Genomic DNA, 13,541 nt, shown 5'->3' with positions numbered 1-13,541 from the left:
AAGTCAATGGAATCGAAAAGTTGGTCAGCTGAAAAAATGGAAAGCTTGGGAAGGAAATCAAGATTGGCAGAAAATCTGGAAAGAATGGTTTGCCAGATAGCAATGAAAAGATATGTAAGAGATTTGCGTTATTTTATATTTGATAAAACATTAGGTAATTAGAATTATTTTTTAAAAAAAGTTTCATTAGATTTGATTTTAAAATCAAAATTCTAAATAAAATGCTTTCAAAAATAAAAATCGCATAAAAATTTTGTGTTATAGTAAAACTGTTAAAAATCCTATATATAACAAAAAAAGGCAAAATAAAAAAGCACCGAGACAGTGCTTGCTTTAAAAGCTGATAACGGACAATGCCTTATTTTAACTCGCTATGTTGATTTGAATGCTACCAACAAATTGATTATAGCATAATACCAAAGAGTTACAAGTAGAAAAAGAAAATCACTTTGTCTAACTATTCATGATGGTTGGCAATTGTAAAGAAGACAACTTGCTAAGTTGTGTAAATGTTAAAAGAAGGGATGGATAGTGAATGACAAAGGACTATACGATTGGTTTAGATATAGGAACCAATTCTGTGGGCTGGGCGGTACTAACAGATGATTATCAATTAATGAAAAGGAAAATGAGCGTTCACGGAAATACTGAAAAAAAGAAAATCAAAAAAAATTTTTGGGGCGCACGATTATTTGATGAAGGTCAAACAGCGGAGTTTAGAAGAACTAAGCGAACGAATCGCCGAAGATTGGCTCGCAGAAAATATCGACTCAGCAAATTACAAGATCTTTTTGCTGAAGAACTCTGCAAACAAGATGACTGCTTTTTTGTACGTTTGGAAGAAAGCTTCTTAGTTCCAGAAGAAAAACAATACAAACCAGCATCGATTTTCCCCACGTTAGAGGAAGAAAAAGAATATTATCAAAAATATCCGACAATCTATCATTTGCGCCAAAAGTTAGTCGATTCAACGGAAAAAGAAGATCTCCGATTGGTTTATCTGGCATTGGCTCATCTATTGAAATATCGTGGTCATTTTTTGTTTGAAGGAGACTTGGATACGGAGAATACCTCTATTGAAGAAAGCTTTCGTGTTTTTTTAGAACAGTATGGCAAACAATCAGATCAACCACTGATCGTTCACCAACCCGTTTTAACTATTTTGACAGATAAATTATCGAAGACGAAAAAAGTGGAAGAAATCCTCAAATATTATCCTACAGAAAAAATCAACAGCTTTTTTGCTCAATGTTTAAAATTGATCGTTGGGAATCAAGCGAACTTTAAACGTATATTTGATTTGGAAGCAGAAGTAAAACTCCAATTTTCAAAGGAAACCTATGAAGAAGATCTGGAGTCTTTGTTAGAAAAAATCGGTGATGAGTACCTAGATATCTTTTTGCAAGCGAAGAAAGTCCATGATGCGATCTTATTATCAGAGATTATTTCTTCAACTGTCAAACATACGCAAGCAAAACTGTCTTCAGGGATGGTCGAACGGTATGAACGGCATAAAGCTGATTTGGCAAAATTCAAACAATTCGTGAAAGAAAACGTACCGCAAAAAGCAACGTTTTTTTTCAAAGATACCACCAAAAATGGTTATGCTGGTTATATCAAAGGAAAAACAACCCAAGAAGAATTTTATAAATTCGTCAAAAAAGAGCTAAGTGGGGTAGGAGGAAGTGAGCCTTTTCTAGAAAAAATCGATCAAGAAACCTTTTTATTGAAACAACGTACTTATACCAATGGGGTTATTCCTCATCAAGTACATCTAATAGAATTGAAAGCGATCATTGATCAACAAAAAAAACATTATCCATTTCTAGAAGAAGCAGGACCAAAAATCATTGCGTTATTCAAATTTCGAATCCCTTATTATGTCGGTCCTTTGGCAAAAGAACAAGAGGCTAGTTCTTTTGCTTGGATCGAGCGGAAAACAGCTGAAAAAATCAATCCGTGGAATTTTTCAGAAGTCGTAGATATCGAAAAATCAGCGATGCGTTTTATTCAAAGAATGACAAAGCAAGATACGTATTTACCGACAGAAAAAGTACTTCCTAAAAATAGCTTACTTTATCAAAAATATATGATTTTCAATGAACTAACCAAAGTGAGCTATAAAGATGAACGAGGTGTGAAACAGTATTTTTCAGGTGATGAGAAACAGCAGATTTTTAAACAGTTGTTTCAAAAAGAGCGAGGGAAAATCACTGTCAAAAAATTACAAAACTTTTTGTATACGCATTACCATATTGAAAATGCCCAGATTTTTGGTATTGAAAAAGCATTTAATGCTTCGTATAGCACGTATCATGATTTTATGAAATTAGCAAAAACAAACCAAAAAGCCATGCAAGAGTGGTTGGAACAACCCGAAATGGAACCGATTTTTGAGGATATCGTAAAAATACTCACCATTTTTGAAGACCGGCAAATGATTAAACATCAATTAAGTAAGTATCAAGAGGTCTTCGGTGAAAAGTTGCTCAAAGAATTTGCAAGAAAACATTATACTGGCTGGGGAAGATTCTCAGCTAAATTGATCCATGGCATCAGAGATCGAAAAACGAATAAAACGATCCTTGATTATCTAATCAACGATGATGACGTCCCGGCTAACCGTAACCGTAATTTGATGCAGCTGATCAATGATGAGCATTTATCTTTTAAAGAAGAAATTGCAAAAGCAACGGTGTTTTCTAAACATAAATCATTAGTTGACGTCATACAAGACTTACCAGGAAGTCCGGCGATCAAAAAAGGAATTTGGCAAAGTCTTAAAATCGTGGAAGAACTGATTGCGATCATTGGATACAAACCAAAGAATATCGTGATCGAAATGGCAAGAGAAAACCAAAAAACGCATCGGACGAAACCACGTCTTAAAGCTTTAGAAAATGGGTTGAAACAGATAGGAAGCACGTTATTAAAAGAACAGCCAACAGATAACAAAGCGCTCCAAAAAGAACGGTTGTACCTGTACTATTTGCAAAATGGCAGAGATATGTATACGGGAGAACCGCTAGAAATCGAGAATCTTCACCAATACGAAGTGGATCATATCATACCGAGAAGTTTTATTGTGGATAATTCTATTGATAACAAGGTGTTAGTTGCTAGGAAACAAAATCAAAAGAAGCGAGACGATGTGCCGAAAAAACAAATAGTCAACGAGCAACGGATCTTTTGGAATCAACTGAAAGAAGCCAAATTGATTAGTCCAAAAAAATATGCGTATTTAACCAAAATTGAACTGACACCAGAGGATAAAGCCCGTTTTATTCAGCGGCAATTAGTCGAAACGAGACAAATCACGAAACATGTTGCGAATATTTTACATCAATCGTTTAATCAGGAAGAGGAAGGAACAGATTGTGATGGGGTACAGATTATTACGCTAAAAGCAACATTGACGAGCCAATTCAGACAAACTTTTGGGCTTTATAAAGTACGTGAGATCAATCCACATCATCATGCGCATGATGCGTATTTAAATGGTTTCATTGCGAATGTTTTGTTAAAACGGTACCCTAAATTAGCACCTGAATTTGTCTATGGAAAGTATGTCAAATATAGTTTAGCAAGAGAAAATAAAGCTACCGCTAAAAAAGAATTTTATTCCAATATTTTAAATTTCCTTGAATCAGACGAACCGTTTTGCGATGAAAATGGGGAAATTTATTGGGAAAAAAGCCATCATCTCCCACGGATCAAAAAAGTTCTTAGCTCCCATCAAGTGAATGTAGTGAAAAAAGTCGAACAACAAAAAGGTGGTTTCTATAAGGAAACGGTCAATTCAAAAGAAAAACCTGATAAACTGATCGAACGGAAAAATAATTGGGATGTGACGAAGTACGGTGGTTTTGGAAGTCCAGTCATTGCCTATGCCATTGCGTTTGTTTATGCCAAAGGGAAGACACAAAAGAAAACCAAGGCAATTGAAGGAATTACCATCATGGAACAAGCGGCTTTTGAAAAAGATCCGACTACATTTTTAAAAGACAAAGGCTTTCCTCAGGTGACAGAGTTTATCAAATTGCCAAAATATACCTTGTTTGAGTTTGATAATGGGCGCAGAAGATTCCTGGCAAGTCACAAGGAGTCGCAAAAAGGGAATCCTTTCATCTTATCGGACCAATTAGTAACCTTGTTATACCATGCGCAACATTATGACAAAATCACCTATCAAGAAAGTTTTGATTACGTCAATACTCATCTTTCTGATTTCTCAGCCATCTTAACCGAAGTTCTCGCTTTTGCAGAAAAGTATACACTTGCGGATAAAAACATAGAGCGAATTCAAGAACTCTATGAAGAAAACAAATATGGAGAGATTTCGATGATCGCACAATCCTTTTTGCAGTTGTTACAGTTCAATGCGATAGGTGCTCCAGCAGACTTTAAATTTTTCGGAGTAACGATCCCTCGAAAACGTTATACCAGCTTAACGGAGATTTGGGATGCTACGATCATTTACCAGTCGGTCACTGGTTTATACGAAACGAGGATAAGGATGGGTGACTTATGGGCTGGCGAACAGTAGTAATCAATACCCATTCTAAACTGACTTATGCAAATAATCATCTGATGTTTAAAAATGCGCAACAAACGGAAAAAATCCATTTGTCTGAGATCGATATCCTTATTTTAGAAACAACCGATATCACGATCACGACAATGTTGTTGAAGCGTTTAACAGATGAAAAAATCTTAGTGATATTTTGCGATGACAAGCGATTGCCGTCATCGCAATTATTCTCCTATTATGGGCGACATGATAGTAGTTTGCAGTTATCTAAACAAATTCAGTGGGAATCGGACTTGAAGGGCGTAGTTTGGACAACGATCATTGCCCAAAAGATCCATAACCAATGTCGTTTTTTACAAGAAAATGATTTTGTTGAAAAGGCATCTGCGCTTTCCAAGTTATCAGAAGAATTGGAAACATTTGATCCGACAAATCGTGAGGGACATGCGGCAAGAATCTACTTTCAAACGTTGTTTGGTAATCAATTCACGCGGGAGGAGTCGAATGAAATCAATGCGGGGTTAGATTATGGTTATACGCTGCTAATGAGTTTGTTTGCAAGAGAAATCGTTAAAAATGGTTGTATGACACAATTCGGTTTAAAACATGCGAACCAATTTAATGATTTTAATCTAGCAAGTGACTTGATGGAACCATTTCGTCCGCTAGTTGATCAAATTGTTTATACATATCGTGATCAACCTTTCCCAATTATCAAAAGAAGGCTGTTTGATTTGTTTTCACAAAAGTATTTATATGGGAAAAAAGAAATGTTCTTAACGAATATCGTGACGGATTACACCAATAAAACGATTAAAACATTGAATAATGAAGGGAAAGGAGTTCCTTATTTCGGAATATGAGTTATCGTTACATGAGAATGTTATTAATCTTTGATCTGCCGACAGAGACGAGCGATGATCGAAAAGTTTATCGAAGGTTCAGAAAGTTTTTACTGAGTGAAGGCTTTATCATGCATCAATTTTCAGTATATAGTAAGTTGTTGTTGAACGGTACTGCTAATCAAGCGATGCTCGGTCGATTAAATCCCATCATCCTAAAAAGGGCTTAGTTACCTTACTAACGGTCACTGAAAAACAATTTTCACGAATGGTTTATTTGTGTGGGGAAAAAGACCTGAGTCCAGCTAATTCAGACGAACGAGTCATTTTTTTAGGAGAGGATGTGGAGGATGAACCTTAACTTTTCTTTATTAGAACAACCGATAAGCTTTGAAAAAGCGCTGATTTTTGTAATTGAAGATGTGGAAGTTTTTTCAAAAGTCGTTCATGGAGTTTACCAGTATGGTGAAAATAGCATGTTAAAGTTTTTCAATGATAAATTACAGCTACTCAAACCATCAGAATTGATGGTTGTGACGGATATCTTAAGTTTTGATAGCCAAGCTCCGACTACATTGAAGCTGATCTATGCTGACTTAGAGCAACAATTAAATGAAAACATCGAACTAAAATCAAGGATTGATCAATTAACCACCAAGGTTCAGGAATGGATTAGTGAGGAACTCTTAGAACATGAATTAGATTTAGTCTGTGAAGAAATGAGTATGGTTGAGCTATTCAAAGCATTAAAAATAAGAATTACGACGCAACCAGAATCAATTTTTCAAAAAATAATGGAGATTTTACAGATTTATAAGTATCTAGTGAAAAAGAAATGCTTGGTTTTTATCAATGTTGGAGCGTACTTAACAACCACAGAAATGGCTGAACTACAGGAATACATTTCTTTGTGTCATATGCCTGTCCTTTTTATCGAACCACGAAAAATAAAAGGATTGAAGCAAACTGTTTTAGATCAAGACTATTTTTTGTGTGAAGAAATGTGGTAAAATAAGAACAATCAAAATAACAAAAAAACAGCATGAATGAGCATTCAAGACGAAAGTTTTGCTATGGACGAGTAGCGCGATTACGAGATCTTGTGAGAAAAAAATTTTTCTGCGAGGTTTTAGAGCTATGTTGTTTTGAATGCTTCCAAAACTCATTACATGATATATTATAAATGTGGTTAGTTTTAGAGCTATGTTGTTTTGAATGCTTCCAAAACTGTTTGAGTTGGTTCTGTAATTTCTCCAGAGTTTTAGAGCTATGTTGTTTTGAATGTTTCCAAAATGTAGAAGCGTTGTGCTTTACTCGATCGCTGTTTTAGTTTTGTGTTATTTTGAGTGCTGACCTCATCAACTATGATAAGAGGTAGCTTTAGAGTTATGTTGTTTTGAATGAATGAAGATGCCTACTTTATCATGAAAAGTAGGCTCTTTTTTTACTTATATATAGGAAAGTGTCTTCAGTTGTTGAATCTGCTAAGTTTTGATCATTGAAAGGGGGAATCGTGCCTTTTAAAAATGAATGGGTATGTTTACGGAACAGGACGCAATTGTTCAGTCTTATCAACATTGAAACGAATTCATTTTCTCAAAGAAAAGATGATTTGCTAATTTCGTGCTTTTTCTCTATCATCAAACAGTAGGCATTTGTTCGTGAACTAAAATGAATGTGAGAGGGGACAGTGAGATGTTTGATACAAATTTGATAACTTATTTGGACTGGTTGATCGCAATTTTAAATATTGCTTCAATCATTATTTTGCTGGTAGGGATTTTTTTAGTCTTAAAAAATCTTTTTGACTGGCACCCACTGAAAAAAGACTACGAACAGCGTAATTTCCGAAATGCGGAAGTACGCAAATTATTGGCTAGTTATATTTTGCTGAGTCTAGAGGTGCTAGTGGTAGCAGATATCATTGAATCAGTTATCAAACCAACTTGGACAGATATTTTAAAATTAGCAGTGATCATCATTATTCGAACGATTATTTCCTATTTCTTGAATTTAGAAACACAAGATAAAAAGCAAGTAAAGGTAGGAACACATAATGGAAATTAATTTGATCGAGAAACTTGCCCCTTATTTGGAACAATTAGTCATCGTATTAGACGTTTTTGCTATTTTAATCATTCTCTGGGGTGCTTGGTTAGCTATCAAAGATTTTCTCTACTTTTCTTTTACGGAACGAAGAATCAAAGCAGAGCGGATTAACCAAAACAATGCAATCAAAAAAATGTTAGGTGGCTATATCTTGTTGAGTTTAGAAGTCCTGATCTCAGCTGGTATCATTGAGTCCATTATCAAACCAACCTTGGAAGATGTCTTCCAGTTAGCTGCTTTGGTTGTGATCCGAACGATCATTTCGTTCTTTTTAAATAAAGAAATCGGCTCGGATGCACGACAATAAGTTATAAGTATCACTCAACTAGTTTATAATGGTGTGCCAACATAGAAACATTTGCAATATAGAAAAAATCTCAAAACAACTTTCCATGTTTTGAGATTTTTTGTTTTGCTTTTTAATTGCCTAACATCGGCCAGCTTATAGAACGAACGTTATTAAACAGTTGTGCTAACAACTTGGTTTTTTCACTGGAAGCTGGCTTTCAGTGAAGCATACGCCGGTTTTTCCCAGCACGGCTTATCGAACTGCTTGAACTGCCCAGACAATCGATTTTTCAATTGTGTCTACGGAAACGGGAACAATTGTCGGAAACTGTTCTGCTTCTGGCGTATAGAGAGTTTTTTCACATAAAATCCGAGTGTTTTCTTGTTGTGCAGCACTTTTTATTGCTTCGTCTAAGTGCTGATAAACAACGGGATCGACTTCCATATCGAAAGTAGTGACGGACTCTAAGGCTTCTCGGTAAATCAGATATTTTACGTCTGAGTTGGTAACGATACGGACGTGGAGTTTTGTTTTATTAATGCGTAAAATGCCACTTAATTCAATAACGAAAGCTTCCAAACAATTGATTTTAAGTCGTAGTCTATAAGGTAATTGGGCTAACCATTGGTTGAATAAAGGCTGTATTTCGGCTAATAAGGATTGCTGTTCTGGGGACAAAAGATAAAATTTTTCAGGTACAAAGAGTTGATAATTATCCCATGCGGTGCGCATCAAACGAATTAAAGCGCGTTCGAATGCTCGGTTACCGATGAATTTTCGATTGAAATAGCTTTCAAACTGGGTAATCAGTTGCTTGATTGATTGGCTATCTTCAATGAAAACTTGATGGAGGTGACAGAAGTCTTCTTCGATTGCTTGGTAAGAATTGAAGCCATAATCACTGAGATTAAATAAGATCAAAGCAAAGTATACTTCATTTTCTTGATAATAATGTTTTAGTTTAGTTGTATGCCATGCATCCATCACATATTGATAAATGGGGCGTTTTTGAAGTTCGGCTATAAAATCTTGTTCAATCGATAAGGGATGCCTTTTTTGAGACAAATAGCTGATCAACAATCCAATACGTAAGATCTCACGATTGTCTTTATCGTAGATACGCCTACTATTAAAGGTTACCGATTCGATAAATTCATCTATTGCCAGGAAGTAGTCTGCTGGAAGTGTTGGGATCTTCAAGGTGCCCGTTCGATAAGTCACATTCAATAATAATAAACGACGTTCGATCTCCGTAAATCGTGGAGAGTGGTGTTGGATTTGAATGTCACAATCTTCAAAATAAGCAAGTACTTGTTTTTTTAATGAATACGCTTTGCTAACAGAAATATACTCGATTTCAGTCAGTTGGAGATAATTAGGTTCATTTTCAAGATATAACTGACAAGTTTTAAGAAATAAAGAAGGGCGTGCTAATTTTTGTATCAGGCGAAAACGAGGGATCGTAGGGTCAAAATACAAGGAACAAGTATCTTTTTCTCGGTGGCTATAGATGATCTCATCCTTGAGTTCAGTTCGAATCGCTTTGATGTCATTGAGTAATGTTGTTTTGCAGACTTGTAATAAATGGGATAGTTCGTCTAAATCGATTTCTTTTTTGTGATAGAATTGACCGCAAAGAAATAACTGGCGTAAAATATTTTTTTCCAAATAGTCTTCAAACATTAAAACTCCTCCGCTTTGTAGATGGTTGAACAATGTACCATTCATTATGCCATGATTTAAAGTTTAAAACACCTTTATTTTTTTTCATATGAATGAAAAAGCTTGTTTTGACAAGCTTTTTTGTTATAAAACGATGTTTTATAAAAATATAAAGAGAAAAAATTCTTGTGAAAAAAATACAACAAAAGTAAAAAATGGATGAGTAAACGGATAAATAAAATAATTATTTTTTTAATATACGTATTTATTTTTAAACACACTTAAGAAACAACAGTTTTTTATCTCATGTTTTTATAAAATATTCGTTATTATGAGTAGAAAATTCTGAAAAATCAGACTTTCTTTATTTTTTTCTAAAAAAAGGGGTTATTTTACAATGTTATAAAAAAAATTATCTCATTTTTTGTTCTATAGTCAGTAGTGTGATACAGATGGATGGTTTCATCTGCAGTTACAAAATCGTTGGCCAACGAGAACAATATGGAGGTAATAGACATGAAAGATATGGATATCAAAGCCGTCTTTATTGGCGACAAATCAGAAAATGGCGCATTTTACAAAATGCAATTGAACAAGATGGTCGATGAACATTTAGGCTGGAGAGAGAATTATCTTCCTGGTGACGTTGCAGCCATTAGTGAAGCCGACAAACAAGCACCTCGATATATCGCCACTCGTGAGCATATGGTGGAAGTCTTGGATGAAGTCAGTCAACGGATGCGTGCAGGATCAATCCCTTGGCATTCTGCTGGGCGTTATTGGGGGCAAATGAACGCTGAGACATTGATGCCTGCCTTGCTTGCTTATAACTTTGCTATGCTTTGGAATCCGAATAATGTGGCATTGGAATCTTCTATGGCAACTTCACAAATGGAGGCAGAAGTAGGGCAAGATTTTGCTGATTTATTCAATATGACCGGTGGCTGGGGCCATATTACAGCAGATGGCTCGATCGCAAACCTTGAAGGTCTTTGGTATGCACGTTGTATCAAATCTATTCCCCTTGCAGTGAAGGAAGTTTATCCTGAAAAAGTCAAAGATAAAACAGATTGGGAACTATTGAATCTTTCTGTCGAAGAAATCTTAGAAATGGTTGGAACCTTCAGTGATGAAGAATTAGATGCTGTCAAAGCAGCTTCATCTCGTAGTGGGAAACACCTCCAAGAACTTGGCAAATGGTTAGTGCCACAAACGAAGCATTATTCATGGATGAAAGCTTTAGACATTTGCGGGATTGGGTTAGATCAAATGATCGCTATCCCAGTTCAAGAAGATTATCGTATGGATGTTGCTATTTTAGAAAAAACGATCCGTGAATTAGCCGCACAAAAAATTCCAGTCCTAGGTGTGGTAGCGGTCGTTGGGACTACGGAAGAAGGCCAAGTGGATAGTGTAGATAAAATCGTCGAATTGCGAGAAAAATTATACAAAGAAGGAATTTATTTCTATCTTCACGTTGACGCAGCTTATGGCGGATATGCACGTGCATTGTTCTTAAATGAAGCAGGCGAGTTTGTACCTTATGAATCTCTGCCAGACTTTTTTGAAGAACATCATGTATTTAATTATGATGTTTCCATTGATCAAAGTGTTTACGATGGGTTCAAAGCAATCTCTGAGGCAGATTCGGTCACGATCGATCCGCATAAAATGGGCTATGTTCCTTATGCTGCTGGAGGTATCGTAATCAAACACAAAGAAATGCGTAACATTATTTCCTATTTTGCTCCTTATGTTTTTGAAAAATCAGTAAAAGCACCGGACATGTTAGGCGCCTATATTTTAGAAGGATCAAAAGCTGGGGCAACGGCTGCTGCTGTTTGGACTGCTCATCGTGTATTGCCATTGAACATTACTGGTTATGGTCAATTGATTGGTGCCTCGATTGAAGCAGCTCAACGATTCCGAGCATTTTTAGAACAATTGAGCTTTACCATCAAAGGGAAAACGATTGAAGTTTATCCTTTGAATCATCCAGATTTTAATATGGTCAATTGGGTATTTAAAGTCAAAGGATGCACGGATTTAAAAACGATCAATGAATTGAATGAAAAAATGTTCAATCGTTCTTCTTATATGGAAGGGGATGTTTATAGTGAACATTTCATTACTTCACATACGACCTTTATGAAAGAAGAATATGGAGATTCCCCACTTCCTTTCATTGAACGGATAGGTCTTTCGAAAGAAGAATGGCAAAAAGAACAAAAAGTGACATTGCTAAGAGCGGCAATTATGACACCATATCTTAATGATGACAAGATTTTCGAGTTCTATACGCAAGGCATTACCAAAGCCATGGAAAAGACACTCAATGAAATCTTATAACAATAAAAATTAACCGATAAACTGTCTAGTGAAGAACGGTGTTACAGGAAGCTATGATCAAAGAAGATAGATGATGCACGTTGAATTGTTGTATTCAGAGTAGAAAGAGTGGATGTTCAAACGCTTTTCCGATTCAAGAGATCAAGATTATGTCAAACTCAGATAGTTGAAGACTAGTGAGTAATCGGGTAAACGCAAGCAGTTCTTTTTCAAAATGAAATACTGCCATTAATTTTTTTCGTTCATAGCTTTTCCCCCCTGTAACGTTCAAATTAGATAGTTTATTCTGTGTTGATGGAAAGAAGGAAAATAACAATGACAGATTCGAAAACTTCACAAATCACTACACTGACATTCATCGGTATGACTTGTGCCTTAGTTGCTAGTGTTCGGAACATTCCTGATGTTGCAGCCACGGGTTGGACGATGCTTTTCTATATGCTTGTAGCGGTATTATTTTATGCTTTTCCTATTTCGTTGATCTCAGGTGAATTTGCTGGGATGTTTCCCCAAAAAGGTGGACCAGAACTCTGGGTCTCAAATTCTTTAGGACGAAAATGGGGCTTTGTTGTCTCATGGCTTTTATGGGTCCAAATGTTTCCAGGGATGGTAATGGTCGCTTCAGCGCTAGCACCTTTATTGGGTAATATGATTGATAACGTTCCTTTAGGGTTGAACAGTAAATTTACTTTGATCGTTATTCTAGTCGTGTATTGGATCATTACATTATTAAATTTGAAATTTGATATGGCTAAAATTGGTGGGAAGATCGGTGTTTGGTTAGGTCTATATATTCCATTAGCAATTATGCTTCTTTTAGGTATTTTTTCATGGATCAAAGTCGGTATCCAACCACATGCAACATTAGGTCATTTTTCTTGGGCTAAATTGATTCCTGATGCCGAAACAGCGAAATCATTCGTTTACTTTGCACCAATCATGTTTATCTTTACGGGGATCGAGATGTCTTCTGTCTACATCACCCGTTTGAAAAATCCTGTAAAAACTTATACTAAAGGGATCTTTGCTGCATTGATTTTTCTCTTCTTTGTGAATACGTTGAATGCGTTAGTCGTAGCAAATGTGGTACCTAAAGGCCAAATGGAGTTGAATAATATTGCGCAATCCATCTCAATCTATTGTCAGATTCTAGGATTACCACATATCATCGTTAATATTTTCAGTCTATTAGTCTTTGTAGGTGTAGCTGTCCAATTATCTGCATGGGCTTCAGGACCAGCCAAAACAGTCACTGCAAGTGCGAGAAAAGGAGCATATCCACCAAAATTCAATTTTTGGAAAACGAACCAATTTGATGTGTCAAAATCAGTGATCTTAACACAATCAACGATTATTTCGATCTTTGCTTTGTTTTATTTGTTGATACCAGGTGTCAATCAGGCATTTCTGATGTTAGTGAACTCCACGACAGTGATTTATTGTATTGTATATGTCATTATGGGGATTGCTATTTTGAAATTAAGAAAAGCCAAACCTGAACTTGCCCGACCATTTAGAATCGGTAAAAAAGGTGGCAAGGGTGATTTAGGTGCATGGATCGTTGTACTTGTTCTTTTTGCAGCAATTGGCTGTTCAGTAGGCTTGACGATGCAAGCTGGAACGTTGATCAACTTTATCGCAGTAACGTTGATTAGTTTGATCTTATTTATTGCCCCATTATGTATTGATAAAATCAGAAAACCATCATGGGAACAAGAAGTCCAACAAAAATTGAATCAAGAATAAAGAAAAGGTGAGT

8 protein-coding genes and 1 pseudogene are annotated in these 13,541 nt (G+C 35.8%); 8 read left to right on the top strand and 1 reads right to left on the bottom strand.

Annotated features, from left to right (window positions below; translation table 11 throughout):
- Window positions 1-535 precede the first annotated feature (535 nt).
- The 6 genes and pseudogenes from cas9 (at window position 536) to IGJ11_RS11930 (ending at window position 7,789) form a co-directional block, all read left to right on the top strand.
- Window positions 536-4,546 carry a type II CRISPR RNA-guided endonuclease Cas9 gene (cas9, locus tag IGJ11_RS11955; RefSeq protein ID WP_207432602.1) on the top strand — a complete coding sequence of 1,337 codons (4,011 nt, stop codon included), beginning with the start codon at window positions 536-538 and terminating at the stop codon, window positions 4,544-4,546.
- Window positions 4,528-5,394: a type II CRISPR-associated endonuclease Cas1 gene (cas1, locus tag IGJ11_RS11950; protein ID WP_207432604.1), complete on the top strand. Its 867-nt coding sequence runs from the start codon at window positions 4,528-4,530 to the stop codon at window positions 5,392-5,394. The genes cas9 and cas1 overlap by 19 nt, the downstream gene beginning before the upstream one ends.
- A pseudogene (gene cas2, locus IGJ11_RS11945) lies at window positions 5,391-5,734 on the top strand (CRISPR-associated endonuclease Cas2). Before cas1 ends, cas2 begins: the two are co-directional and overlap by 4 nt.
- Window positions 5,724-6,383, top strand: coding sequence for a type II-A CRISPR-associated protein Csn2 (gene csn2, locus IGJ11_RS11940; protein WP_126342973.1), 660 nt, complete (start codon window positions 5,724-5,726; stop codon window positions 6,381-6,383). The pseudogene cas2 and the gene csn2 overlap by 11 nt, the downstream one beginning before the upstream one ends.
- 685 nt (window positions 6,384-7,068) lie before the next feature.
- Window positions 7,069-7,440, top strand: coding sequence for a DUF1622 domain-containing protein (locus IGJ11_RS11935; RefSeq protein ID WP_010720990.1), 372 nt, complete (start codon window positions 7,069-7,071; stop codon window positions 7,438-7,440).
- Window positions 7,430-7,789 (top strand): DUF1622 domain-containing protein, encoded by a 360-nt coding sequence (locus IGJ11_RS11930; protein WP_063627609.1) that lies wholly within the window; start codon window positions 7,430-7,432, stop codon window positions 7,787-7,789. The genes IGJ11_RS11935 and IGJ11_RS11930 overlap by 11 nt, the downstream gene beginning before the upstream one ends.
- 234 nt (window positions 7,790-8,023) lie before the next feature.
- On the opposite strand, the gene IGJ11_RS11925 is transcribed toward IGJ11_RS11930, so the two are convergent.
- Complete coding sequence (locus IGJ11_RS11925) at window positions 8,024-9,454, bottom strand: helix-turn-helix domain-containing protein (RefSeq protein WP_207432606.1); 1,431 nt, start codon at window positions 9,452-9,454, stop codon at window positions 8,024-8,026.
- A 495-nt stretch (window positions 9,455-9,949) separates the two neighbouring features.
- Here IGJ11_RS11925 and tdc point away from each other — a divergent pair, with 495 nt between their 5' ends.
- Window positions 9,950-11,782, top strand: coding sequence for a tyrosine decarboxylase (gene tdc / locus IGJ11_RS11920; protein ID WP_010720987.1), 1,833 nt, complete (start codon window positions 9,950-9,952; stop codon window positions 11,780-11,782).
- A 315-nt stretch (window positions 11,783-12,097) separates the two neighbouring features.
- Window positions 12,098-13,528: an amino acid permease gene (locus IGJ11_RS11915; RefSeq protein WP_063627606.1), complete on the top strand. Its 1,431-nt coding sequence runs from the start codon at window positions 12,098-12,100 to the stop codon at window positions 13,526-13,528.
- Window positions 13,529-13,541 lie beyond the last annotated feature (13 nt).

This window comes from Enterococcus sp. DIV0691, assembly GCF_051711145.1.
Lineage (GTDB): Bacteria > Bacillota > Bacilli > Lactobacillales > Enterococcaceae > Enterococcus_B > Enterococcus_B hirae.
This window is presented reverse-complemented; position numbering and strand designations above follow the sequence as displayed.

Coding starts and splice junctions, on each gene's coding strand:
- cas9 (WP_207432602.1), top strand. CDS start 536: ATGACAAAGGACTATACGATTGGTTTAGATATAGGAACCAATTCTGTG.
- cas1 (WP_207432604.1), top strand. CDS start 4,528: ATGGGCTGGCGAACAGTAGTAATCAATACCCATTCTAAACTGACTTAT.
- csn2 (WP_126342973.1), top strand. CDS start 5,724: ATGAACCTTAACTTTTCTTTATTAGAACAACCGATAAGCTTTGAAAAA.
- IGJ11_RS11935 (WP_010720990.1), top strand. CDS start 7,069: ATGTTTGATACAAATTTGATAACTTATTTGGACTGGTTGATCGCAATT.
- IGJ11_RS11930 (WP_063627609.1), top strand. CDS start 7,430: ATGGAAATTAATTTGATCGAGAAACTTGCCCCTTATTTGGAACAATTA.
- IGJ11_RS11925 (WP_207432606.1), bottom strand. CDS start 9,454: ATGTTTGAAGACTATTTGGAAAAAAATATTTTACGCCAGTTATTTCTT.
- tdc (WP_010720987.1), top strand. CDS start 9,950: ATGAAAGATATGGATATCAAAGCCGTCTTTATTGGCGACAAATCAGAA.
- IGJ11_RS11915 (WP_063627606.1), top strand. CDS start 12,098: ATGACAGATTCGAAAACTTCACAAATCACTACACTGACATTCATCGGT.